Below are 22,511 nucleotides of genomic sequence, written 5' to 3' on the forward strand. Positions count from 1 at the left end.
TCCGGAGGCAAAAATACAAGATAAATCGGGCTAAGCTTTTTATCGATGTACAAAATTTGTTTCCTAATTCTTCCAAGCAAACGTGAAACAAAGAAGAAGATTACTGAATATCAGCTTGTCCTAGTTATCCGAAGTTGTCGGGTTGTGCTGGAAACACAAATTCAGCGTGATTATAGGGTCTTTGTATCTTGACGGTTGGTTTCTATCGGGAAAAAACATCCATGATTCCGGGGAATCTCCAACAGGGATGAAAGTGTAGGAACCCAAGAGAAAGCAGTTGAAAACAATTGAAGACAGTCGAATGAACAGGAAGCTTGCTCGGAGCGAGGCTGGCCTTTTATTGTCGAAGGTGAAAAGCGAAGCGGAAGCTTAGTGAAACCGGGGAGCTGACGCCTGAAGATAACAAACAGCCTTGCGTTTTCTGTTTCGTCTTTGGGGCAAGCCAAAGATGAAAACCCACCAGGTAAAGCTAGCGGAAATTTATTGGAGTAGAATCGCTCCTCTTCGACGCATCTGGAGAAAGATTTGCAGAGAAAAAGAAAAGAAGGCGGGATGCCTTCTCTTTTCGGGAAAATAATACTGCTATTTCGATTTGTTAGACGAGGGAAAAACTGTTAATGGATGCAAGTTCGGGAAAATAGAAATTCAGTTCAATCCGTGAAATCCCCTATATTTTACGTCATTATGTATAGTTGAAAGCACAATTCGGCGGATTCTACCAATTCGTAAAGAAAAAGGGCGAAGACTAAGTCTGCTCCCTCTTTCCTGTCTGTATATTGAAATGGTTTATTTATTAGCAGGTGGACATACGGTTTTCTCGGGAATAACTTCCCATGTTGTCAGGTCGACATAGCCCGAGCCAATGTAATGGCTTCCCTGGTCGCCAATAACATTCCAGTTCAAATCGTATTGCCCATAGGTTCCATCCTGAAACATTATTTTGTCGAATTCCATAATTTTAAAGGTTTCTCCGGTTGTTTCGCTGGTTAACTCACCGGTGAAATTCAGGATAATCCATTTATATTCTCCTTTTTGAACATGCCAGCGGTAGTGGGCCATCAGTGTGCCCCTGAGTACATCAACGGTTTCTCCATCGCAAATCAGGGGTAAAAAATAGGTCTCACCGGTTTTCCATTGGTACGTTTTTGTCATTGCTGACTTTTCCTGAGCATCATCTAAATACTCATAGGTGTCGTTGCAGGCAATTGCGATAAGCAACAAGGCTGCAACGAAGAATAAAGATCTTTTCATGATTTTAGGTTTTTGGATTTTCACCTCAAGTTCTGAAAAAGGGCTAATTCATTCAATCCGTTTTATTCCTGATATTTAGCTTATCTATGGACCAAAGACATGCGCCTTGCCGGGTTTTTCCGACAAATGATAACCAAAATCAGCCGATCGATGTATATGGGGATAGAAGGGGGTACCTGAAAACAACCCCGAATTATTAGGCAACCATTAAAACCAGAACTATGCCTGTCTATATGGATCGACACGATGTGGCGGATAAAATGACGGCAGCACAGCTTACCGAACTTCGCCAACTGGATTTAGAAATTCAGCAAAGATTTCATTGCCGGACCTTAACACACTGGTTCGACCAAAAGTATAAAGCAGCCTTTTGTTTGATCGAGGCGCCATGTGAGCAGGCCATTGTAGATATGCATGCTGCCAACGGCGATCTGCCGCGGAAGCTCATTGAGGTTGACCCGGCTGAAGTAAAAAGCTACCTGGGGCGATTGCGGGAGAAAGATGCGTCGGACGATACGGTGGTCAACCAGGCGTTGCAATCGGCTTTCCGGGTGTTAATGATGGTTGGGGTCGATGAAGGTATTGTTGAGCAGGATGTTGGTCAAAACCTGGTTCGTATGGATTGGTTGAAGGAGTTGTTCCCGCGATATTACGGGCGGATAGCCAAGGTAACGAAGAATTCTTTCCTGGTGGCTTTTCCGAATGCCACACAAACCATCCTTTGTGCGCTTGAGATTTATAGTCAGCTGGCCCTGGAATACAAAGATTTACATCGCCCGGAGATTGAACTGAAAACCGGAATAAGCGCCGGCTTACCAGTTGTTGCAGGTTCTGCTTTGTTTGAAGAGGCCCGAAAAGAGGCGAATGCATTGTTCTATATTTCGGAGGGTAATATCGCTATTTCGCCCGAAGTAAAAAGTCTATATGAGGCTGAAAATCCCGGGGTGTATTTAGAGCACGATTTCTTTGTAACGCTTAGCCAATCGGATCAAAAGTTCCTGGTTCCGTTGATGGATTATTTGGACGATACCTGGCAAAATCCGTCTTTAAGAGTCGAAGATCTTGAAAGAGGGTTAGGGTACAGCAGATCTCAGCTTTACCGGAAAATTGTAGCCTTACTGGGAGAAACACCTAATAATTTCATCAAAAACTACCGGCTTCGTAAAGCTTTGAAACGCATTCGAAGGCACAGCGAAAGCATTTCTGAAATATCGGATAATGCCGGGTTTAAAAGCCCTTCGCACTTTTCAAAATGTTTCAGGGAGCGTTACGGAATTCTGCCTTCGGTGTATATGCAGCAGGGAATCGCTTAAGAAGGCTATTCTTCCTCGTCGTCCTCTTCCGTAAAATCAAGAAGCAGGGGATTTTTCATTGCACGTTCGTCGAGATCGGTAATGCGATCGTCCCAACGGTTGGCCATTAAGATCATCTGGGCTTTAGGCAATGCGTATGCCAGCCGGTAAACAATGGGCTGCACCTTCGTTGTGAAAAACAGTTCGATATCGTCGTAAGCCAGGAGGTTGACCTTGGTCATGGGGATTCCTGTTGAGCTAAGCAGTTCGTCGATCCGAACCGGCGTACCAATCAGCACATCCAGTCCCTCATATATCATATCTTTTTGGTACTGCAGAATACCATTGTCGAACACCACAAAGGTGCGCAGGTCCGTATTTTTGCCCAGTAACTTAAACTGTTCCTCCAGTTGAAAGGCTTTTTCTTTCGTTTCAACCATCACAATGGCCCGGGGGGCTTCTTCAACCGCTTGTTTCAGTTTCTGAATGATACCAATCACCAAAGCTGTTGATTTGCCTGAATTCTCAGGGGCCACCACAATTAAATCGGCTCCCGATCTGATTTTCGGAAGTACTATAGTCTCAGCATCTTTAGGATTCTGATCATACCCGGCATCAATAATAGCCGATGCCAACTCGGGAATCAGTTTTTTCAATTTCATATCAATAGCATTGTTTTTGGTGCGAAAGAAACGCGCTGCAAAACTACCGATTTAGAATGATTTTACCGAGTTGTGTGATGCAAAAGCAATTTGTACTTCGTGAAAATTGAAGATACCCACAGGCTGAAGCCACCGGAATTCGGGTGGTTTATCCTGAAGTTTCGAAGAATCTTTAGATTCTCTTTAGATTTTAATTCTTAATTTCCGGTATGAAAGTTTTAATTATCGAAGACGAAGAGGAATTGTCTGCTGTTATTGACAATTATTTGTCGCATGCCGGTTATGTCTGCGAACAGGTGACTCATCTTTCTGCAGCGATGGATAAAATTGCGATTTATGACTACGACCTCTTGTTAATCGATATTGGACTGCCTGACGGGAATGGGTTGAATTTGATCAATGCGATCAAACAACTTCACAAGAAAACAGGGATCATCATCGTATCCGCCAAAAATTCGCTCGACGATAAAATTACCGGCCTCGATCTGGGGGCTGATGACTATATGACCAAACCTTTTCAACTTTCAGAGTTAAACTCCCGAATTAAAGCGGTGCTGCGTCGTCATCATTTTGAAGGTTCCAGCCGGATTCAATTCAACGAAATTACAGTCGATACCGACGACAAGTCTGCGTTAGTTCATGAACACACGCTTTCCTTGACCCGAAAAGAATATGATTTATTACTTTTCTTTCTGGTGAATAAAAACCGGGTGTTAACCAAAGAAGTAATTGCAGAACACTTATGGGGCGATCATATTGATTCAGCGACTAACTTTGACTTTATCTATACGCACATCAATAACCTTCGAAAGAAAATAATGAAAGAAGGTGGTAATGATTATATTAAAACAATCTATGGTATGGGCTACAAATTCACAGACTTATGAAGCTGCTCAATAAGCTGAATCGAAATTATATTGCCTATTCTCTGGCTGGTTTGATCGTTGCCGGAATCCTGATTTATTACAGTATCTCCATTGTGGTGTCCCGGCAGTTGGACGAAAGACTGAATAGTAACATCGTGCAAATTGAAAATATGGTGAATCGGGGAGAACAGGTTAATTATCTGCCATCATTTGTTGTAGTATCAAAGATCTCAACTGTAAACCCGGAATCCAGCTACTCGGATACCTTAATTTACAATGACTACGAAAAAGAATATGAAGAGTACCGGCAACTTACCCGGATATTAGCGATTAACGATTCTACCTACCGGATTACTGTTCGGGAATCGAAAATTGAATCGGAAGATTTAGCACTCACCTTAGCAGTTATCATCCTTTTTACCTTGCTATTATTTACGGGAAGCCTTGTATTGATAAGCCGGAAGGTGACAGTTAAGGTTTGGGCTCCATTTTATCAAAATCTGCAAATCATCAAACAATTTTCAGTGAAGGATCATTCGCCTGTCCGATTACAAAAGACGGATATCTATGAGTTTGATGAGCTTAATGAAGTGCTTGACCGATTGACGACGAAGATCAGGGATGATTACAGAAGTTTGAAGCAATTTACGGAAGATGCCTCGCACGAAATACAAACCCCGTTGGCCATCATTACGGCCAAATTGGAATCCCTCGTGAATGACTGTGAGGTCAATACGCAGCAATCGGAAACTATTCGCTCAATCTTCAATGCTGTACGACGGCTTTCGCGCTTAAATCAAGGTCTGGTTTTACTCACCAAGATCGAAAACAACCAGTTTGTAGACACCAAACTTCTAAGCATTAATTTATTGATTGAAGAAAAGCTGCAAGACTTCCAGGAGTTGATGGAGCTCAAGGGAATTCATTCTAAAATAAATGCGAAGAGGGAACTACTACTGGAAGTCAATCCGGTGCTGATAGACATTGTGATTAATAATTTACTTTCCAATAGCTTAAACCACAATCAACCACAGGGACAAATTCAAATCAATATTTCAAACCAACAGTTGGAAATCCGCAATTCGGGAGAATTTTCCATTGCTAATCCGGAACGTCTGTTTACCCGCTTTTATAAAGAAAATACTTCTTCAAAATCAGTGGGGCTTGGGCTGGCTATTGTGAATAAAATTTGCGAAGTTCAAGGTTGGAAAATCAATTACCGGTTTGAGGATAGCATGCACTGTTTTCAAATTCAATTCAGAACCCCAAAACAATGATGAAACGATCTTTTAGCGATAGATTGAATTGGATACGCGGACTAGGACTTTTGGTCCTATTTCTATGGTCGTCTGGTACGCAAGCGCAGAACACCTTTTCTGCATTTGTCGACAGTGCAATGACCAATAATCCGGAAGCCGTTTCCATTAAAACCCAACTGCGACAATATGATTTAGAAGACCAGATGATTTCGGCTGTCTTACAGTCACCTAAAATGTATCTGAGTAGTGATGTTTTACTCGCTCCTTATTTCAATAATAACGGCAAACTCGTGGATATTGCTCCGTCCGATCAGGCCATTGGTTACGATGTTGGCATTACCAACGGAGGCTTGTATTCGGCGCTGTTTAATATTGATATTCCTGTTCTAAAAGGCGCAGAGGTTAGTCACCGGCAACTTCAAAATGCCTTTTCAAAAAAGAAGTTGAGCATTCGGATGGAGGCGATCCGTGCCGAGTTGCAACAGTCAGTTGGAATACTCTACTTTGACGCCTTGAGCAAACAAGCTACGGTGGCTAATAACCGGAAAAACACAGTGCTGTTGAAGGAAGAGATTCAGCTCGTCAAGCTGTTGACCCGTAAAGGAATGTACCGGATTTCGGATTATAAGCTATTGGAACTGGAGTTGAAATCAGACTCGGTTCTGCTGAAGAGTTCAATCAATGATCTGGAGTTGGCTGTTCGCCAATTAAAGGCAGCTTGTGGCATTCAAAATAGCCAGGTGGAAAATTTAACCAGTCCGGCCCTGGAAATGACAGCTCCGGTTACCGGGAACTCGTTATTTACTCAAACGTACGAGCAGGATAGTTTACTTGCAGCTAACCAAACAGCAATTTTCAATGACCAATATCGGCCACAAATAAACCTGTTTGCTAATTCCGGACTGAATTCAACCTCCATTCCCTCGATAGAACGGCATGTGGGGCTTAGTGCCGGCGTTCATTTGTCGTACACACTTTTCGACGGACATCAGAAGAAGATCAACGAGCAGCAGCAGATGCTTGCCATTGATGAAGCTTCAACCCAAAAAGAATTGAAATTAAAGCAAGTGCAGAGCCAGGCCAATGCTTATTTGCAGACTATTGACAAAACGCAGGATGAGTTGACCCAGCAGAAGCAAATCCAACAACAATACGACGCCTTATTGAATTTATATCGCGATGAATTGCAGCGGGCACAAATCAGTGTGATTGATTTTGTAGCTTATCTGAAAAAATACAGTGATGTGAACCAAGCCGTTGTCCAAAAAGAAATTACGCTAAAAAAATTGATCAATGACTATAATTACTGGAACCACTAATGCCTTTCGCCGACTTACGTTCGGACTGGTGCTACTCACGATGGTGATGGCCGCCTGCACATCATCCAATCCGGAACAGGAAGAGGCAACTGAGATAAAAAGTGACGTGAAAGTTACGAAGCCTGTGATTGCTACGATCGTGCAGACGTCAACCTTCAAAGGCACAACCCGCTATCTGCAAACAAATACCTTTCGAACGCAGGTTGGAGGGATTGTAAAAAGCGTTGACTGCCATGTTGCAGGCACTATTTCAACCGGGCAGCCTTTATTTGTTGTACAGCCGATGGAAGCTGCAGCCCTTCAAAAATCCAATTTCAAGGATGAGGACTTCAACACCTTTAATGATACCATTTTCTCTCCTCTGGACGGGACATTGTCGAATCTGAATGTGCAGGTTGGTGACTTTGTACAGGCTGGTGATGTGCTTGCTACCGGTATCAAATCAAACTCCATGCGCATTGTAATTGATGTTCCGGCTGAGCAATTGGGAAATGTTCAACCGGGCATGAGTTGTACCATTCTTTTGCCAAATGGTCAAAAGGTAGGCGGAAAGGTGATCGGACAATGGCCGTCGGCTACAACACAAAATCAAACCCAGCCTTATATTGTAAGGCCTGCAAATGCTTTGAATCTGGCTGAAAATATTAGCCTATCTGTTCAGTTTAAAACCGGCGAGCTGCCGAACGCTTTGTGGATTCCTAAAAGCGCTTTGCAAGGTAACGAGCTGCAAACGTTATTCTGGGTCATGAAACTGGTTAATGATACGACCTGCGTGAAAATTCCGGTGGAAAAAGGGCAGGAGACCGATAGTCTTGTTCAGCTGGTGAACCCGAAGCTGACAAGTACAGACCAATTGGTGTCAGAAGGCGGCTATGGACTGCCGGACACGGCGATTGTCCGGATTATCAGGAATTGAAAAGCTTATTTGCTGTAATCTTACCCGAAATAAATATTAGGAATTCATCATGCATTTGAAAGAAAGCTTCTATCATAAATTCAAGAGCCCTTTGGGAATCATCTTCCTGATCATTATTGGCGTCGGTCTTTATTCTTACAACCAGATGAAGGTGGAATTGCTGCCGAATGTCACCTTCCCCAAAGTGAAGATAATTGCAGACAATGGTGAGCAACCGGTCGACAAGATGTTGATTACGGTAACCAGACAATTGGAAGAGGCGATTAAGAAGAGTGAAAATCTGCAGATGATTCAATCAACGACTTCGAGGGGCAGCTGCGAGATTTCAGCTTTTTTCAATTGGGATACTGACATCGACCTGGCTCGCCAGCAGATCGATGCCCGCATAAGCGAAAGTCGGACGGATTTGCCAGCAGGTCTGAAAGTGGTGGTTGAAAAAATGAACCCGTCTATCCTGGCTGCTGCAGGATATTCGCTGGAAGGTAATTTAAGTCCGGTAGCGCTAAAGAAGATCGCCCAATACACTGTAAAACCCTACCTTGAGCAAATTGACGGAATCCGGGAGGTTGCTGTAACCGGTGGACGCAACAAGGAATATCAGCTTGTGCTGAAACCGGAAAAGATGAGTGCTTTTGGAATTACACCTGAAGAAATTGGAACCGCACTCAGCCAGACCAACTTCATTCGGTCCAATGGTTACCTCAATGATAACCACCGGCTTTACCTTTCGCTGACCGATGCGGCCGTTAGGGATCTCGGGCAAATGAACAATACCGTGATCAGAAGTACCGTAAATAGCACTGTGCTTTTAAAGGATGTGGCTGAGGTAAAAATAGCTGGTCAAACTGAATATCTGAAAATCAAGGCTAATGGGAAGGATGTTCCTTTGATCGCTGTGATGAAGCAGCCTGAAGCAAACTTGTCGGATATGGACGCCCAACTCAAAGAGCGGGTGAATGAATTGAATAACCATTTACTACCACAAGGGGTTAAGATGGTGCCCTATTATAATCAGGCTGATTTTGTAGATACAGCTATTAAAAGTATACGGGATGTGCTTTGGGTGGGTATTCTGCTCGCGATAGTTGTTACAATTCTCTTTTTGCGTTCGTTTAAAAGCAGCATTGTGATTTTAATTACGGTTCCTGTTTCGCTGTTACTCACGATTATTGGGATGAAAGCTTTTGGTTTTAATCTGAATATTATGACACTGGGGGCTATTGCTGCAGCTATTGGATTGGTTATCGACGATGCAGTGGTCGTGGTGGAACAGATTCACCGAACGCATGAGGAACATCCCGAGGAAAACTATCGATCAGTGGTTCCCAAAGCCATTAAATACTTGTTGCCTGCGATGGTTGGGTCTTCGCTAAGCACCATTGTCATCTTTTTACCTTTTGGTTTGATGACAGGCGTGGCTGGTGCCTACTTCAATATCATGACGCAAACCATGATTATTACACTGACGGCGTCATTCCTGGTCACTTGGTTACTTTTGCCGGTGTTGTACCTTATTTTCTTTGGAAATACCCGTGAAAAGCACTTGAAATCGGCTGCCGTTCGGAAACAAACATGGGTACAGTTTTTCCTGAAAAGACCTTATATCGCCATTGCGCTGGTCGTAGCGATGATCGCGGGAGTTTTCATTATTTTTCCAGCCTTGCCCTCCGGCTTTCTGCCGGAAATGGACGAGGGCTCCATTGTGCTCGATTTTAATAGTCCTCCGGGAACCTCGCTCGATGAAACTGATCTGATGTTGCAGAAAGTAGATCAAATTGTCACAAGTATGCCAGAAGTGGAAAGCTATTCCCGACGAGCAGGAACACAAATGGGCTTTTTCATTACCGAACCAAACCGTGGTGACTACCTGATTAAATTGAAAACCAAACGCAAACGAACAACGGAAGAAGTTATTGATGATATCCGCACCCGAATAGAGGCTCAATTACCAGCTCTGACCGTTGATTTTGGACAGGTGATTGGCGATATGCTGGGCGACCTGATGAGCTCAACACAGCCCATTGAAATCAAGCTATTTGGCAATGACACGAAACAGCTGCAGGAATACAGTCAGAAGATTGCTGATGTGGTCGATCATGTGCCCGGAACGGCGGACGTGTTTGATGGTATTACCATAGCCGGTCCGTCGGTGGTAGTGGAGCCCGATGCGGCAAAACTGGATCGTTTTAATCTTTCTCCTGATAATTTTCAGTACCAGTTACAAACCCAGTTGGGAGGGGTAGTGGTTGGAAGCATACAGGAACCTTTGCAGATGTGTGATGTGCGGATGGTTTACCCCAACCATTTAGGAACAACAGTGGATGCTCTGAAGGAGTCTCAAATCTTCTTGCCCGACGGACAATTGGTACCCATGAAGCGGGTTGCCAATATTCGTTTATCCAAAGGAGTGGCTGAAATGAACCGAGAAAATCTGAAAAGTGTAGACTACATTACTGCCCGGCTGAATAACCGGGATCTGGGAAGTACTCTAGCCGATATTCAAAAAGAAATTCGCACGAAAATAAACCTACCGCCAGGAATGAACATTGAATACGGAGGAGCGTACAAAGAGCAACAACAGGCATTCCATGAACTGATGCTCATTCTGATTCTGGCAAGTTTGTTGGTTTTTACCATCATTTTATTTCTTTTTCGGCGAATAAAAGTAGCTCTGTTACTCATCTTCCTGGTGATGCTTGCTCCTGCCGGCAGTGGTTTATTACTTTTACTGTTGAATATTCCATTGAATGTTGGTAGTTATGTGGGGATTATCATGATCATTGGGATCGTCGGGGAGGCCTCTATTTTTACCTATCTGCAGTACATGGAAGAACGCCAAAAAGGAGAAAGCGTTACCGACTCCATCGTTTATTCAATCTCAATCCGCTTACGCCCTAAATTAATGACTGCATTAAGTGCCATCATGGCCTTGTTGCCTCTTGCCTTGGGTATTGGTTCGGGGGCGCAAATGCATCAATCGCTGGCCATCGCAGTTATCGGAGGCTTGGTATTTGCCTTGCCCGTACTTTTAATTGCCCTGCCAACTTTCCTGGGATTAATTGAGCAGGATTAAAGCGGAAGTAATACAAGTAGAAATTAATTTCTGCACTTCAGGATTCCTTTAGAATCAGAGTTTAAGTTTAGGTGTAAATCAATAAAATAAGACAATGAAAACACTTTCACTGACGATGATTCTTTGGGCGTTTAGCTCAATCGTTTTTGCCGGAAATCCTCCACAAAAGGTTTTGCAAACTTTCCAAAACAAGTTTACGAATGCGGAAAAAATTAACTGGAGCAAAGAAGATGCCTCAGAGTGGGAAGCTGAGTTCGTTTTGAATGATCAGAAGATGTCTGCATCGTTTGATCTTGAAGGGAACTGGCTCGAAACAGAAAGAGACCTCAAAGAAAGTGAGCTTCCTAAACGGGTAAAATCAGCATTACAGAAAACATACAGTGACTACAAAATTCGAGAAATTGAGGCATTCCAATCACCTTCATTTGAAGGATATGAAATTGCACTTAAAAGAGGGCATGTAAAAATGGAGGTTCTGTCAGATTCGCTTGGAAAGCTCACGGAGAAACACGAATAGAATCTCGTTTTAGTAGCTGGAGTTTTTGCTAATTAAAGTACTTCAATAAGAACTGGTAGAATATCAGCCTCTTGCAGATCATCTTTAGATTTCCTTTAGAATTGACAGCTATGTTTGATTTCGATAAAAGCGAAGCATCATGAAAGCTTTTTTATGGATTATGATTCCGTTGACACTTTTGACGCTCGAACAAATGGGACAGTCGCCTAATTGCCGGATAATAGAATCGTTTGATGAGCAATTTGCGAATGCAACTGATATTTTTTGGCAGCCAAACAAAAATGGTTGGGATGCTAAGTTTTGTAAGGGATCCCAAGTCGCAACCGCCTGTTTTGATTTAAATGGGAATTTATTGAAAATTGAGACTCAGATTGCGCCTAAAGACCTTCCTTTAATCGTACGATGTGCGATTCACAAAAATTATACTCGCTATTCTATTGCTCGTGCAAGCACTGTTGATACTGCCGGTTTTTCCGGTTACAAATTAAAATTGGCAAATGACTCAACCACTATGGATGTTAATGTAACAAAATGGGGAGAGCTCATCGAACTTGCGACTAACCAATGACGTAATTTAACTGATCTCGCTTTGATTTTACACCCTGCTGCTGACAGTTAGAAGTCAAGTTTAAAAAATAGGATTCATCAATGAAAAAAGGGTTTTTATTTCTTATGCTTTCACTGAGTGTCCTCAGTCTAAAGGCTCAGCCAGATACTACGCATGTAATTAACTGTGAGACTCAAAAGTCTTTCCTGTCAAGGCAGGTTATCCCACTTAGTTTAATTGGTGTAGGCTCTATGCTAAATATTGGATCTATTAAGGAGGATATTCACAATATCACTCCCAAAACACAAACACAACTAGATAATTATTTGCAGTATGGCCCCATTGTTGAATTATATGGTGCAGATGCTTTAGGAATCAAACACAGGAACACAATTGGTGTTCAAACAAAATATCTACTGATTTCCGAAGTCGTATCCGGGCTTTTAGTCCACTCAATTAAAGCGGCAACAAAAGTTGAACGACCGCGGGGAGGAAGCAATTCATTTCCTTCAGGACACACTACAAATGCTTTTGTTAGCGCAACGATCTTGTATAAAGAGTTCAAAGATACTTCTCCATGGATTGCCTACAGTGGCTTTGCAGTTGCCACAACCACCGGAGTTTTAAGGATGACGAATAATGCGCATTGGCTGCCGGATGTTCTCACTGGGGCAGGTATCGGCATACTAACTGTTAATTTGGTCTATCATTTTGTCCCGAATAATCGATCTGCAGAAAGAAACAAACTTTGCCTGGTTCCCAAACTTTATCCAAAAAATTACGGGGTGTATATTTCATATCGGTTTTGAAATGAAATGTTTAAGTTTAAATAAACCGGGATTTCTTGTTGGTTACTTTCCGATACAAAAATTCTTAAATATGTGACCCAATACTTCGTCGTTGGAAATTTCACCGGTAATTTCACCTAGAAAATGCAAGCACTCGCGAATATCCTGTGCCAGGAAGTCGCCACTAATGCCGCTGTGAAGGCCATCGATAACCCGATTAACAGCTTCCAGTGCTTGTGTTAGTGCTTCGTAATGACGGAGGTTCGACACAATTACATCTGATCCTTCAGCTTGTTGTAGGTTGGCACTTTCCTTTAACAGATCAATGAGGCTTTCGAGGTTTTGTTGTTGTTTGGCTGAGATGAAAACGATGTTTTCTTTTTCACCCAAATCGATATTAGCTACCATCTCTGCAATTTTCTCGCGACCGGCAACATCTGCTTTGTTACCAACTATAATTAATTCCTGATCAGTAATCCGCTCACGAATCTTTTCAATTCGCTGGTTGATTAAGCTAATCGGATTAGTCAGATCGGTAACCAACAGCACAATTTCGGCTTGTTCAAGCTTGCTGTAACTGCGTTCAATACCGAGATTTTCAATTTGGTCGGTAGTTTCACGAATTCCTGCAGTATCGAAGAATCGGAAAGCCGTTCCATCGAGATTGATTACATCTTCAATGACATCACGAGTAGTACCGTGAATGTCTGAAACGATCGCTTTCTCTTCCTGCAACAACGCATTAAGGAGGGTCGATTTTCCCACATTCGTTTCTCCGACTATAGCAACTGGAACACCATTTTTTAATACATTACCTAGTTTAAAAGAGCTTGCTAATTTGCTGAGTAATTGTTGAATATCAGTAGTTAATTGAATTAATTGTTTACGATCGGCAAATTCAACATCTTCTTCACTAAAATCAAGCTCCAATTCAACCATTGCTATAAAATGCAACAATTGACCACGTAGCTTACTTATCTCTTTAGAGAAACCACCACGCATCTGTTTCAATGCCATTTTGTGGTTGGCTGCATTGCTCGAGGCTATCAAATCGGCTACAGCTTCCGCTTGCGACAAGTCCATTTTCCCGTTCAGGAAAGCTCGCTGGGTAAATTCTCCCGGTTTAGCCATACGAGCTCCATGCGTAATTAAAACCTGCAGAATCCGTTGTTGGATATACACCGAACCGTGGCAACCTATTTCAATAATATCCTCGCCGGTAAAAGAGTGGGGGGCACGAAAGAGTGAGATTACAACTTCGTCAACGATTTCAGTCCCTTCGCTAATTGTTCCGTAATGCAAAGTATTGGCTTTTTGATCGGCCAGCTTTTTCTTTTGATTGGTCGATTGGAATACATTGTCGGCAATTTTAACTGCGTCATCACCGGAAAGACGAATAGTTGCAATGGCTCCCATTCCGGGAGAAGTTGCAATAGCGCATATTGTTGCTTGATCTATCATTTGGCAAAATTAATCCAATTTTGAGATGTTTTCAGTTTTCAACAGGCTTGAATAAACCTTTAGGTATTCATCTACATTTTTTTTCCATGTGTAAGAATCTGCGTATTCCTTTTGTCGCTGTTGAAACTCCTGATCCTTGTCAAAAGCCGAGACGCCCTGTTGGTAGACTTTCAACATTGAGTGGGGGGCAAAAGTTTTCCAAAAAAAAGCAAAGGCATTGCCAATCTCTTTCAGGCTTGTTTTGTCGGAGCAAAAAACAGGTTTATTACACTTCATGGCCTCTATCACCGGTAAGCCAAATCCTTCGGCAATCGACGGAAAAACAAAAGCTTTACAATGGTAGTAGAGGTAGCTCTTTTCTTCTTCGGAAATGGTATGGGGCAAAATTACCCGTCCGTTTAAACCCTCTTTTTCTACAATTGCTTTTATTTTTTCGCCATACGAAGTATTGTTTTGTCCGGCAATTACCAATGAAACACTTTCAGGTAGCAATTTTAAGAAAGGTATTAAAACATGGAAGTTTTTCTTTTCTGTAAACTGGCCAACTGTGAACAAAAATTCACCTTTGGGACACCATGTGGGCTTTGCATTTGATTTGATTAAGTTATTTACACCGTTATAAATTACCGATTTTGGTTTGTCTGGTTCAATTGTCAAATGGGTAATACATTCTTGCTTGGTAAACTCAGAGATAAAACATAGATAGTCAGCTTTATCGACCAATTTTTGAACTTTCCGTTTATATTTTTTCTGCTTTGAACTGCTTTTTACATACAGAAAGTTTAGATCGTGTATAGTCAACACCACTTTTTTGGCTTTTCGAATGGAAAACTTTGATACTTGGTGGGTTACATGTACTAAATCGTACTTTCGCATATAGCCCGACCAAATTTTTTTCACATTGGTTAAAAATTCAATATTGGGAAACTGGCGGGCATACCCATGATTTTTAACAGGAACTAAGTAGGTAATTGAATCCTTAACATCTCTTCTGAGTAATTCAGTTGAAAAATCAATAGAAACTCGTCCGAGTCCATTAAAGGGGGTTTTTAGCGGGTCCAGACAGATTAATATTTTGTTGTTCATGAATATGCGATTATTTGGGAGCCAAATGAACGAAGAATGGCTAGAATATCCAAATCGAGAAAAATTGACTTTTTCAGCTATAGGCGAAATTTCCCTTCATTAATCTGCAAAACAGCTGTTTGTTCGCAATTTTGGATATTTATTAGAGTTGAAAAACAATTCTACATTCCAATAACAAGTACAAAAAAGTATATTTGCCTCAGATTATCAGGTTTTGAATATCAATTCTTGTTTTAAATTAAAAATACACACATGAAATTACTCGAAGGTAAAACAGCTATTGTGACCGGTGCATCACGAGGTATCGGTAAAGCTATCGCCCTGAAATTTGCGGAAGAAGGCTGCAATATTGCTTTCACCGACTTGTTTGAAAATGAAGCAATGAAAGAAACTGAAGCTGAATTATCAGCTTTGGGGGTTAAAGCAAAAGGATACGCGTCGAATGCTGCAGATTTTACTGCCACTGACGAAGTAGTTAGCAAGATTGTTGAAGACTTTGGACGTATTGATGCGCTGGTAAATAATGCCGGTATTACAAAAGATACATTGTTGATGCGTATGACCGAAGAACAATGGGATGCTGTCATCAACGTTAACCTGAAGTCGGTTTTCAACTTCACAAAAGCTGTACAAAAAACCATGTTGAAACAACGTAGCGGTTCAATTGTTAACCTGAGTTCTGTTGTTGGGGTTAGCGGGAATGCCGGTCAGTCCAACTATTCAGCATCCAAAGCAGGTATCCTGGGCTTTACTAAGTCGGTTGCTAAAGAACTTGGTTCACGCGGCATTCGCAGCAATGCAATTGCTCCAGGTTTCATCATTACCGAAATGACAGGTGCTATTCCTGAAGATGCTCGTAAAGCATGGGAAGCTAGCATTCCAATGAGACGTGGTGGTACTCCGGAAGAAGTTGCTAAAGTGGCTTTATTCCTGGCATCCGATCTTTCATCATATGTGAGCGGACAAACAATCAACGTTTGTGGTGCAATGAATACTTAATGTAGATCTTACGATATAGTAAAGCCGGATTGATGATCAATCCGGCTTTTTGTTTTATTTTTACAGGGAAACATCAAACAACTATTTTTATGCCCAATGTGCTGTTTGCCGGATTGAGCACAATCGACATCCAATTTTTTGTAGATCAGTTTCCCGGTTCTAATGAAAAGGTAAAATGTAAGGTTCCCGATATTTTAGTTGGAGGCCCGGCATTAAATGCTGCTGTTGCGTATTCATTTTTGAATAAAGGAGCGTATTTACTTTCAGCTGTCGGTAAAAATCCGTTCAAAAGCTTAATTCAAGAAGACCTTCAACAACATGGTGTTCAGCTGATTGACTTAATTACAGAAAAAGAGATAAATCCGGTTTTGGCATCTGTAATCACAAGTTCGAATGGCGATCGGTCTATTTTATCACATCATCCGGAAGATCATGCAGTTGGAATCGATATCAGAAACCTATTTGAGCAGTTAAAGCCCGAGCTGGTAATGGTCGATGGTTTTTATCCAAAAATGACAACTGCTGTCTGCGAAGAGGCTAAAAACAGAGAAATACCAATTGTTTTTGATGGGGGAAGTTGGAAACCCCATTTGGAACAAATCATCCCATACCTGGACTTTATTATTTGTTCTGCTGACTTTTGTCCCCCCGGTTGTTTGACAAAGGATGATGTACTTCATTATTTTGAGCAACAACAAAAAAAGTATGTTGCAATTAGCCGTGGTTCCGATTCTATTTTGTGTTCTAGCCAGCAAGAAATAACCATCGAGAAGATGAAAATTAAAGATAGTTTAGGTGCCGGGGATTTCTTACATGGTGCTTTTTGCTTCTATTGGCTTAAATCACGGGATTTTCGTCTTAGTCTTCAACAAGCCAGCAAGTTTGCAAGTGCAACATGTAAGTATGAAGGAACAAGAAAATGTTTTGGAGAGCAATTCATTTAAAAAAAAGTGATAATTTGTGTAACAAACCGCAAAAGTCGTATGAATAACAGAAGCATTGCTTTTCAACTTAGCTTATATATTGTAGCCGTTGTTACAGTTACGGTGGGCATTATTGTCTATCTCAACTATGATTACAGTAAACGGATTTTAATTGAAAAGATTGAAGAGAATGCGATTAATAAGTCGACAAACGCGGAACGGAATATTGCATTTCATGTTATAACAACTCAGGAAGTATCCCGCAACATAAGTTCGCAAGTTCAATTCTATCAACAAAGTGGAAAACTGGACGGTTTTCTCGCCAATATTCTAAAACTGAATCCTGTTTTGTCCGGTTTCAGGCTTGAGTTTATGAACGGGAAGGAACAAATCTTCCTAAGTACGTTCAATAAGAACGGGAATATAAAATTTTTTCATGAGCAGAAATACTGCAATTTCCCGAACTATGATGAAATAAAACAGTCTGTTGCCAATCAGCATAGTGGGGTATGGTCCGATCCTTTTTATTGCCCGCTCGATACTAGTTTATTGGTTGCAAGCTACACTGTTCCAATTTATTCAGAACAGCATGAACCTATTGGATTTTTATCCAGTCAAATTAACCTGAATTTCCTGAATCAAATTAATTCAGAACTTAATATTGAAAGAGGAGGGATGTCTTTTATTTTGAGTAGAAACGGCAACTTTTTGGCACACGCTGACTCGTCTTGGATTATGAAGCGAAACATTTATAATGTGTCTGATAAAATTATTTCTCCAGAAGATCGACCGAAATACGAATCGTTACTTCGTTCGCATCAACAGGGATCCGGGTTTGCTCGCCCTGAAGCATTTAACTACGAAAGAGCCTGGTTTCATTTTGCCCCTGTTCCGTTTACTTATTGGACAATCGTGATTGTTATTCCAGCAAAGCAGCTATTTTCAGAATTAGATGCCTTATTTCGAAATATTGTTATCGTATCCATCATAGGTCTGTTTGTTGTTATTTGCATTATATTTTTGATATTCAGAAAAATGTTGTCACCATTGGCTGCAATTGCCAAATCGATAAAACGGGTAAGTTCCGGTGATTTATTGGTTAACTATCAAAAAAATGAGATTGAAATGCTGTCATCTAGCTTGCACGATCTGCAGCAGAATTACAATAAACATTTAAGTGAACAGACGCAAAGTAAAAAGGATAAGCGTAAAATTGAGAAGGATCTTAAATCAGCTAAAGAAATTCAGACAGCCATAATCCCTCCTGTATTTACAGGGGATCCTGAACATCCGGAAATTAGTTTACATGCCATACTTGACCCTGCAGAATCAATTGGCGGGGATCTTTACGATTATTTCTTCATCGACTCGAATCATTTGCTGTTTACTATGGGAGATGTATCGGGTAAAGGAATACCTGCAGCACTCTTTATGGCTGTCGCTCATACGCTTATTAAAAGTAAGTCAAAAGGATTGAAAGCCAGTCAAATTGTAGAGCAGGTGAATAATGAGTTAAGCCTGCAAAATTCAAATCAGAACTTTTTGACGCTTTTCCTTGGAATTTTAGATGTCAAAACCGGCGAGTTAAGTTATTGTAATGCAGCGCATAATTATCCCTTCGTAGTGACCCAAAATCATGATGTTCATGTTTTGGATAAAACACATGGTTTGCCAATTGGTGTTTACTCATCCAAGTCGTATGGCGGAGATACCGGGATGTTAAAGCCTGGAGATCGTCTGATTTTATATACGGACGGAGTAACTGATTGTCGGGATGAAAATGGTCAGCTATTTGGATCCGACAATCTAACGAAAGCGATAAGTAGTATGCCAAATCTGTCGGCAAAAGATTCAACCCAATATCTGCTAGATTGTTTATTTGAATTCAGAGGCAGTGCAGATCAGTCTGATGATATCAGCCTGATGGTGATCGATTACAAAAAATAACGGTCTGCTTGTTTAAGTTAACTGTACTGTTTACCAATTTGTAAACCGTAAAAGTATACATCATGCTCAATCTGAAAAATATTACTATCCTCGTAATCTGCATTTTTATTGCCATTGTGCTTGCATTATTCGTTTTAAGGCGAGTTAAGTCGCTCCTGAAAAATGAGACCCATGAAAAAATATGGTTAAAAATTCTACGTCGCTTAACGATTCCTATCGGCCTTCTATTTATATTGAGCGGCGCTACAATAAGCTTCCCTCAAAGCCTGATTGAGAAATTTCCTTTCGATGTTCATATTATTCAATCAATTTTATTTAATGTGATCATTTGCTGGGTTTTAATCGTATTCATCAAAGGTTTTCGTTTGATAACGATGGCTAAATATGACCTTAAGTCGACCAATAATTTAAAGGCCCGAAAAATCCAGACCCAGCTTGTCGTCATTGAGCGAATTTTGATTATTGTAGTTCTGCTTTTCGCCTTTGCGGTCTCCTTGCTTAGCTTTCCAAAAATCAGGCAAGTTGGAATGAGCCTGCTAGCCAGTGCCGGTATTGCCGGTATAATTATTGGTTTTGCAGCTCAACGTAGTATTGCGTTATTTTTAGCCGGAATTCAAATTGCATTTACGCAGCCAATTCGTTTGGATGATGTAGTAATTGTTGAAGGAGAATGGGGGTGGATTGAAGAAATCACACTAACCTATGTTGTTGTTCGTATTTGGGACAAACGACGCTTAATTGTTCCGATAACATATTTCATTGACAAGCCATTTCAAAATTGGACCCGAACAACTGCTGAAATATTAGGAACGGTTTTTATTTATGTGGATTACGGCTTCCCGGTTGATGCCATGCGCGATGAGTTAACCCAAATTTTGGAACGTACACCTGAATGGGATGGCCAGGTAAATGTTCTTCAGGTGACGGATTCCAAAGAATTGACGATGGAAATCAGAGCTTTGGTCAGTGCATCGAATTCACCTGCAGCATGGGATCTTCGGGTGAAAGTGAGAGAGGAATTAATTCGCTTTGTTCAGGAGAAATATCCCGAACATCTTCCGCGAACCCGAGTGGTTTTACCAGACTATAGAACAAATAAAAAGCCGGTTTAAAACCGGCTTTCATTTTATTATTCATTTTTGCTTGTTAGGCATTTTCTTTAGTTCCTAGGATCTTAACAACAATCTTCTCATTCTTTTTATCGAATCCGATTGAAATAGTGTCTCCTTCGGTTACTGAAGCTTTGATGATTACTTCTGCCATCTCATCTTCCAGGTATTTTTGAATAGCACGCTTCAGAGGACGAGCTCCGTACTGCGTATCGTAACCTTTCTCTGCAATAAATTCCTTCGCAGCTTTTGAGATTTTCAGCTTGTAATTCAGCGATGCAACACGATCGAATAAACCTTTCAGTTCAATATCAATAATTTTAAAGATATCTTCCTTAGATAAGGTGTTGAACATGATTACATCGTCGATACGGTTTAAGAATTCCGGAGCAAAAGCACGTTTTAGTGCTTTTTCAATCACGTATTTAGCATGATCTGTTTCTTCAGCAGCTGTTTTAGGTGTTGAGAAGCCAATTCCGCTACCGAACTCTTTCAACTGGCGGGAACCAATGTTGGAAGTCATGATAATGATCGTGTTCTTAAAATCGATATTTCGTCCTAAACTATCGGTTAAACGACCTTCATCCAATACTTGTAACATTAAGTGGAATACATCCGGGTGTGCCTTTTCAATTTCATCCAAAAGAACGACTGAGTAGGGCTTACGACGTACCTTTTCGGTTAATTGGCCACCTTCTTCGTAACCAATGTATCCTGGGGGCGCTCCAACCAAGCGGGAAACAGCGAATTTCTCCATGTATTCGCTCATGTCGATGCGAATTAATGAATCAACACTATCGAACAAATATTTGGCAATGACTTTAGCTAATTGTGTCTTACCAACCCCGGTAGGGCCAAGGAAGATAAATGTACCAATCGGTTTGTTGGGGTCTTTCAAACCTGCCCGGTTACGTTGAATGGCTTTGACAATCTTTTTGATTGCATCATCCTGACCAACAACGGAACCTTTCAGTTTTTCACCCATGGTCATCAGACGCTTACCTTCAGCCTGTGCGATCCGTTGAACTGGAACTCCTGACATCATTGCAACAACTTCGGCTACTTTTTCTTCCGAAACTTCTTCGCGATGACTTAGCAATTCTTTTTCCCAGGCTTCTTTTTCCTGATCAAGTAATTGAATCAGGTTCTTCTCCTTATCACGATAGCTGGCTGCCAATTCGAAATTTTGACTTTTTACAGCCTTAATTTTTTCTTCACGGGTAGTTTCAATCTTTTGTTCCAACTTCACAATGCGGTCAGGAACATTAATATTTGAAATGTGCACCCTCGAACCAGATTCATCCAATGCATCAATCGCTTTATCAGGTAAAAAGCGATCGGTGATATAGCGCGAAGTTAATTTTACACAAGCTTCAATTGCTTCAGGCGTGTAAACCACATTGTGGTGGTCTTCATAACGCTCCTTTATATTGTTCAAAATCTGAATCGTTTCTTCAACCGAAGTCGGCTCAACCATGACTTTCTGGAAACGACGTTCCAATGCACCGTCTTTTTCAATTTGCTGACGGTATTCATCCAGGGTTGTTGCACCAATACATTGCACTTCACCTCTCGCTAAAGCAGGTTTCAGCATGTTTGCTGCGTCAAGCGATCCTGTTGCCCCTCCAGCACCAACAATGGTGTGAATCTCGTCGATAAACAAAATTACATTGTTCACCTTCGACAGTTCGTTCAAAATCGCTTTCATACGTTCTTCGAACTGACCTCTGTATTTCGTACCGGCCACAATTGAAGCAATATCCAGACTAACGACACGCTTGTCGAAAAGGACACGCGATACTTTCTTTTGAATAATGCGAAGAGCCAGACCTTCGGCAATGGCGGATTTACCAACACCCGGTTCACCTATAAGAATAGGATTGTTCTTTTTGCGTCGTGACAAAATTTGAGCTAAACGCTCTATTTCCTTTTCACGGCCAACAATCGGATCCAAGTTGTTTTCCTCGGCAGCCTTCGTTATATCAATACCAAAATTATCAAGCACAGGAGTGTCTGATTTTGCATTTCCCGGCTTTTTGTGTGTTCCCGGATTTGAGGACGATTTAGAAAACGGGTCATCCGTCTCTTCATCTTCTTCGTCTCCAAATTCCGATTTGGCTTCCGGCTGCTTGTAATCTTCCAATCTGGATTTCAGGATATAATAGTTGATATGATATTCGCTCAGAATCATCGATATCTGACTATCCTTATCTTTCAGAATTGCAAGCAGTAAATGCCCGGTGCTAATTGTTGAACTATTTAGTGCTCGAGCCTCTAAATACACTAATTTAAGAGCCTTTTCGGCAGATTTTAAGAGTTGAACGGAAGCTTGTGGATCAATTTCTTTCTCTGTTCTTAATTCGTTTTCAACAGCTATTTTGATCTCAGATAAATTAACGCCTAAACTTGTTAAAATGTCAATAGCAACTCCTTCACCATCTCTTAAAATTCCCAGGAAAATATGCTCTAACCCAATCTGTTCATTTCCTAATCGAA

Annotated in this window: 18 protein-coding genes; 13 read left to right on the forward strand and 5 right to left on the reverse strand. The window is 41.2% G+C overall.

The annotated features are described in order from the left end of the window. Positions 1-786: 786 nt before the first annotated feature. Positions 787-1,251 (reverse strand): hypothetical protein, encoded by a 465-nt coding sequence (locus AC37HE_RS15895; protein WP_500783931.1) that lies wholly within the window; start codon positions 1,249-1,251, stop codon positions 787-789. A 221-nt stretch (positions 1,252-1,472) separates the two neighbouring features. Here AC37HE_RS15895 and AC37HE_RS15900 point away from each other — a divergent pair, with 221 nt between their 5' ends. Then, the gene (locus tag AC37HE_RS15900; RefSeq protein ID WP_500783932.1) at positions 1,473-2,564 is read left to right on the forward strand and encodes a nickel-binding protein; all 1,092 of its coding nucleotides are present in this window, start codon (positions 1,473-1,475) and stop codon (positions 2,562-2,564) included. Between the two features lie 5 nt (positions 2,565-2,569). Here AC37HE_RS15900 and AC37HE_RS15905 read toward each other — a convergent pair whose 3' ends face one another. Then, on the reverse strand, positions 2,570-3,205 hold the full coding sequence (locus AC37HE_RS15905; RefSeq protein ID WP_500783934.1) for a DEAD/DEAH box helicase: 636 nt from the start codon (positions 3,203-3,205) through the stop codon (positions 2,570-2,572). A 209-nt stretch (positions 3,206-3,414) separates the two neighbouring features. On the opposite strand from AC37HE_RS15905, the gene AC37HE_RS15910 reads away from it, so the two are divergent. From AC37HE_RS15910 to AC37HE_RS15945, 8 genes are all read left to right on the forward strand, one after another. Further along, positions 3,415-4,092, forward strand: coding sequence for a response regulator transcription factor (locus AC37HE_RS15910; RefSeq protein WP_500783936.1), 678 nt, complete (start codon positions 3,415-3,417; stop codon positions 4,090-4,092). Next, positions 4,089-5,348: a sensor histidine kinase gene (locus AC37HE_RS15915; protein ID WP_500783938.1), complete on the forward strand. Its 1,260-nt coding sequence runs from the start codon at positions 4,089-4,091 to the stop codon at positions 5,346-5,348. The genes AC37HE_RS15910 and AC37HE_RS15915 overlap by 4 nt, the downstream gene beginning before the upstream one ends. Continuing rightward, positions 5,345-6,649 carry a TolC family protein gene (locus tag AC37HE_RS15920; RefSeq protein ID WP_500783939.1) on the forward strand — a complete coding sequence of 435 codons (1,305 nt, stop codon included), beginning with the start codon at positions 5,345-5,347 and terminating at the stop codon, positions 6,647-6,649. The genes AC37HE_RS15915 and AC37HE_RS15920 overlap by 4 nt, the downstream gene beginning before the upstream one ends. Then, on the forward strand, positions 6,624-7,565 hold the full coding sequence (locus AC37HE_RS15925; RefSeq protein WP_500783940.1) for an efflux RND transporter periplasmic adaptor subunit: 942 nt from the start codon (positions 6,624-6,626) through the stop codon (positions 7,563-7,565). Before AC37HE_RS15920 ends, AC37HE_RS15925 begins: the two co-directional genes overlap by 26 nt. A gap of 49 nt (positions 7,566-7,614) precedes the next feature. After that, the gene (locus tag AC37HE_RS15930; protein WP_500783942.1) at positions 7,615-10,638 is read left to right on the forward strand and encodes an efflux RND transporter permease subunit; all 3,024 of its coding nucleotides are present in this window, start codon (positions 7,615-7,617) and stop codon (positions 10,636-10,638) included. Positions 10,639-10,732: 94 nt separating this feature from the next. Beyond that, positions 10,733-11,155, forward strand: coding sequence for a PepSY-like domain-containing protein (locus AC37HE_RS15935; protein WP_500783944.1), 423 nt, complete (start codon positions 10,733-10,735; stop codon positions 11,153-11,155). A gap of 139 nt (positions 11,156-11,294) precedes the next feature. Next, entirely contained in the window at positions 11,295-11,723 is a 429-nt protein-coding gene (locus AC37HE_RS15940) for a hypothetical protein (RefSeq protein ID WP_500783946.1), read from the forward strand. A gap of 80 nt (positions 11,724-11,803) precedes the next feature. After that, a complete protein-coding gene (locus AC37HE_RS15945; protein ID WP_500783948.1) occupies positions 11,804-12,511 on the forward strand; it encodes a phosphatase PAP2 family protein in 708 nt (235 codons plus the stop codon). Positions 12,512-12,553: 42 nt separating this feature from the next. Here AC37HE_RS15945 and mnmE read toward each other — a convergent pair whose 3' ends face one another. Together mnmE and AC37HE_RS15955 are read right to left on the reverse strand one after the other, a co-directional pair. Beyond that, positions 12,554-13,951 carry a tRNA uridine-5-carboxymethylaminomethyl(34) synthesis GTPase MnmE gene (mnmE, locus tag AC37HE_RS15950; RefSeq protein ID WP_500783950.1) on the reverse strand — a complete coding sequence of 466 codons (1,398 nt, stop codon included), beginning with the start codon at positions 13,949-13,951 and terminating at the stop codon, positions 12,554-12,556. 9 nt (positions 13,952-13,960) lie between these two features. Beyond that, complete coding sequence (locus AC37HE_RS15955; RefSeq protein WP_500783951.1) at positions 13,961-15,037, reverse strand: glycosyltransferase family 4 protein; 1,077 nt, start codon at positions 15,035-15,037, stop codon at positions 13,961-13,963. 252 nt (positions 15,038-15,289) lie between these two features. Here AC37HE_RS15955 and fabG point away from each other — a divergent pair, with 252 nt between their 5' ends. The 4 genes from fabG (at position 15,290) to AC37HE_RS15975 (ending at position 20,018) form a co-directional block, all read left to right on the forward strand. After that, the gene (gene fabG, locus AC37HE_RS15960; protein ID WP_500783953.1) at positions 15,290-16,036 is read left to right on the forward strand and encodes a 3-oxoacyl-[acyl-carrier-protein] reductase; all 747 of its coding nucleotides are present in this window, start codon (positions 15,290-15,292) and stop codon (positions 16,034-16,036) included. Between the two features lie 89 nt (positions 16,037-16,125). Next, a complete protein-coding gene (locus AC37HE_RS15965; RefSeq protein ID WP_500783954.1) occupies positions 16,126-16,980 on the forward strand; it encodes a PfkB family carbohydrate kinase in 855 nt (284 codons plus the stop codon). Between the two features lie 39 nt (positions 16,981-17,019). After that, positions 17,020-18,906 (forward strand): SpoIIE family protein phosphatase, encoded by a 1,887-nt coding sequence (locus tag AC37HE_RS15970; RefSeq protein WP_500783956.1) that lies wholly within the window; start codon positions 17,020-17,022, stop codon positions 18,904-18,906. A gap of 527 nt (positions 18,907-19,433) precedes the next feature. After that, positions 19,434-20,018: a mechanosensitive ion channel family protein gene (locus AC37HE_RS15975; RefSeq protein ID WP_500783958.1), complete on the forward strand. Its 585-nt coding sequence runs from the start codon at positions 19,434-19,436 to the stop codon at positions 20,016-20,018. Positions 20,019-20,052: 34 nt separating this feature from the next. Here AC37HE_RS15975 and AC37HE_RS15980 read toward each other — a convergent pair. Beyond that, positions 20,053-22,511, reverse strand: a 2,459-nt coding sequence (locus AC37HE_RS15980; protein WP_500783960.1) for an ATP-dependent Clp protease ATP-binding subunit, incomplete at its 5' end; no start/stop codon positions are given.

The sequence above is a fragment of the Mangrovibacterium sp. genome, assembly GCF_059905295.1.

Excerpts from the sequence above, each read along its gene's own strand:
- AC37HE_RS15955 (WP_500783951.1), bottom strand. The coding sequence starts at position 15,037 with ATGAACAACAAAATATTAATCTGTCTGGACCCGCTAAAAACCCCCTTT.
- AC37HE_RS15920 (WP_500783939.1), top strand. The coding sequence starts at position 5,345 with ATGATGAAACGATCTTTTAGCGATAGATTGAATTGGATACGCGGACTA.
- fabG (WP_500783953.1), top strand. The coding sequence starts at position 15,290 with ATGAAATTACTCGAAGGTAAAACAGCTATTGTGACCGGTGCATCACGA.
- AC37HE_RS15915 (WP_500783938.1), top strand. The coding sequence starts at position 4,089 with ATGAAGCTGCTCAATAAGCTGAATCGAAATTATATTGCCTATTCTCTG.
- AC37HE_RS15910 (WP_500783936.1), top strand. The coding sequence starts at position 3,415 with ATGAAAGTTTTAATTATCGAAGACGAAGAGGAATTGTCTGCTGTTATT.
- AC37HE_RS15965 (WP_500783954.1), top strand. The coding sequence starts at position 16,126 with ATGCCCAATGTGCTGTTTGCCGGATTGAGCACAATCGACATCCAATTT.
- AC37HE_RS15945 (WP_500783948.1), top strand. The coding sequence starts at position 11,804 with ATGAAAAAAGGGTTTTTATTTCTTATGCTTTCACTGAGTGTCCTCAGT.
- AC37HE_RS15905 (WP_500783934.1), bottom strand. The coding sequence starts at position 3,205 with ATGAAATTGAAAAAACTGATTCCCGAGTTGGCATCGGCTATTATTGAT.
- AC37HE_RS15930 (WP_500783942.1), top strand. The coding sequence starts at position 7,615 with ATGCATTTGAAAGAAAGCTTCTATCATAAATTCAAGAGCCCTTTGGGA.
- AC37HE_RS15940 (WP_500783946.1), top strand. The coding sequence starts at position 11,295 with ATGAAAGCTTTTTTATGGATTATGATTCCGTTGACACTTTTGACGCTC.
- AC37HE_RS15900 (WP_500783932.1), top strand. The coding sequence starts at position 1,473 with ATGCCTGTCTATATGGATCGACACGATGTGGCGGATAAAATGACGGCA.
- AC37HE_RS15970 (WP_500783956.1), top strand. The coding sequence starts at position 17,020 with ATGAATAACAGAAGCATTGCTTTTCAACTTAGCTTATATATTGTAGCC.
- mnmE (WP_500783950.1), bottom strand. The coding sequence starts at position 13,951 with ATGATAGATCAAGCAACAATATGCGCTATTGCAACTTCTCCCGGAATG.
- AC37HE_RS15975 (WP_500783958.1), top strand. The coding sequence starts at position 19,434 with ATGAGCCTGCTAGCCAGTGCCGGTATTGCCGGTATAATTATTGGTTTT.
- AC37HE_RS15925 (WP_500783940.1), top strand. The coding sequence starts at position 6,624 with ATGACTATAATTACTGGAACCACTAATGCCTTTCGCCGACTTACGTTC.
- AC37HE_RS15935 (WP_500783944.1), top strand. The coding sequence starts at position 10,733 with ATGAAAACACTTTCACTGACGATGATTCTTTGGGCGTTTAGCTCAATC.
- AC37HE_RS15895 (WP_500783931.1), bottom strand. The coding sequence starts at position 1,251 with ATGAAAAGATCTTTATTCTTCGTTGCAGCCTTGTTGCTTATCGCAATT.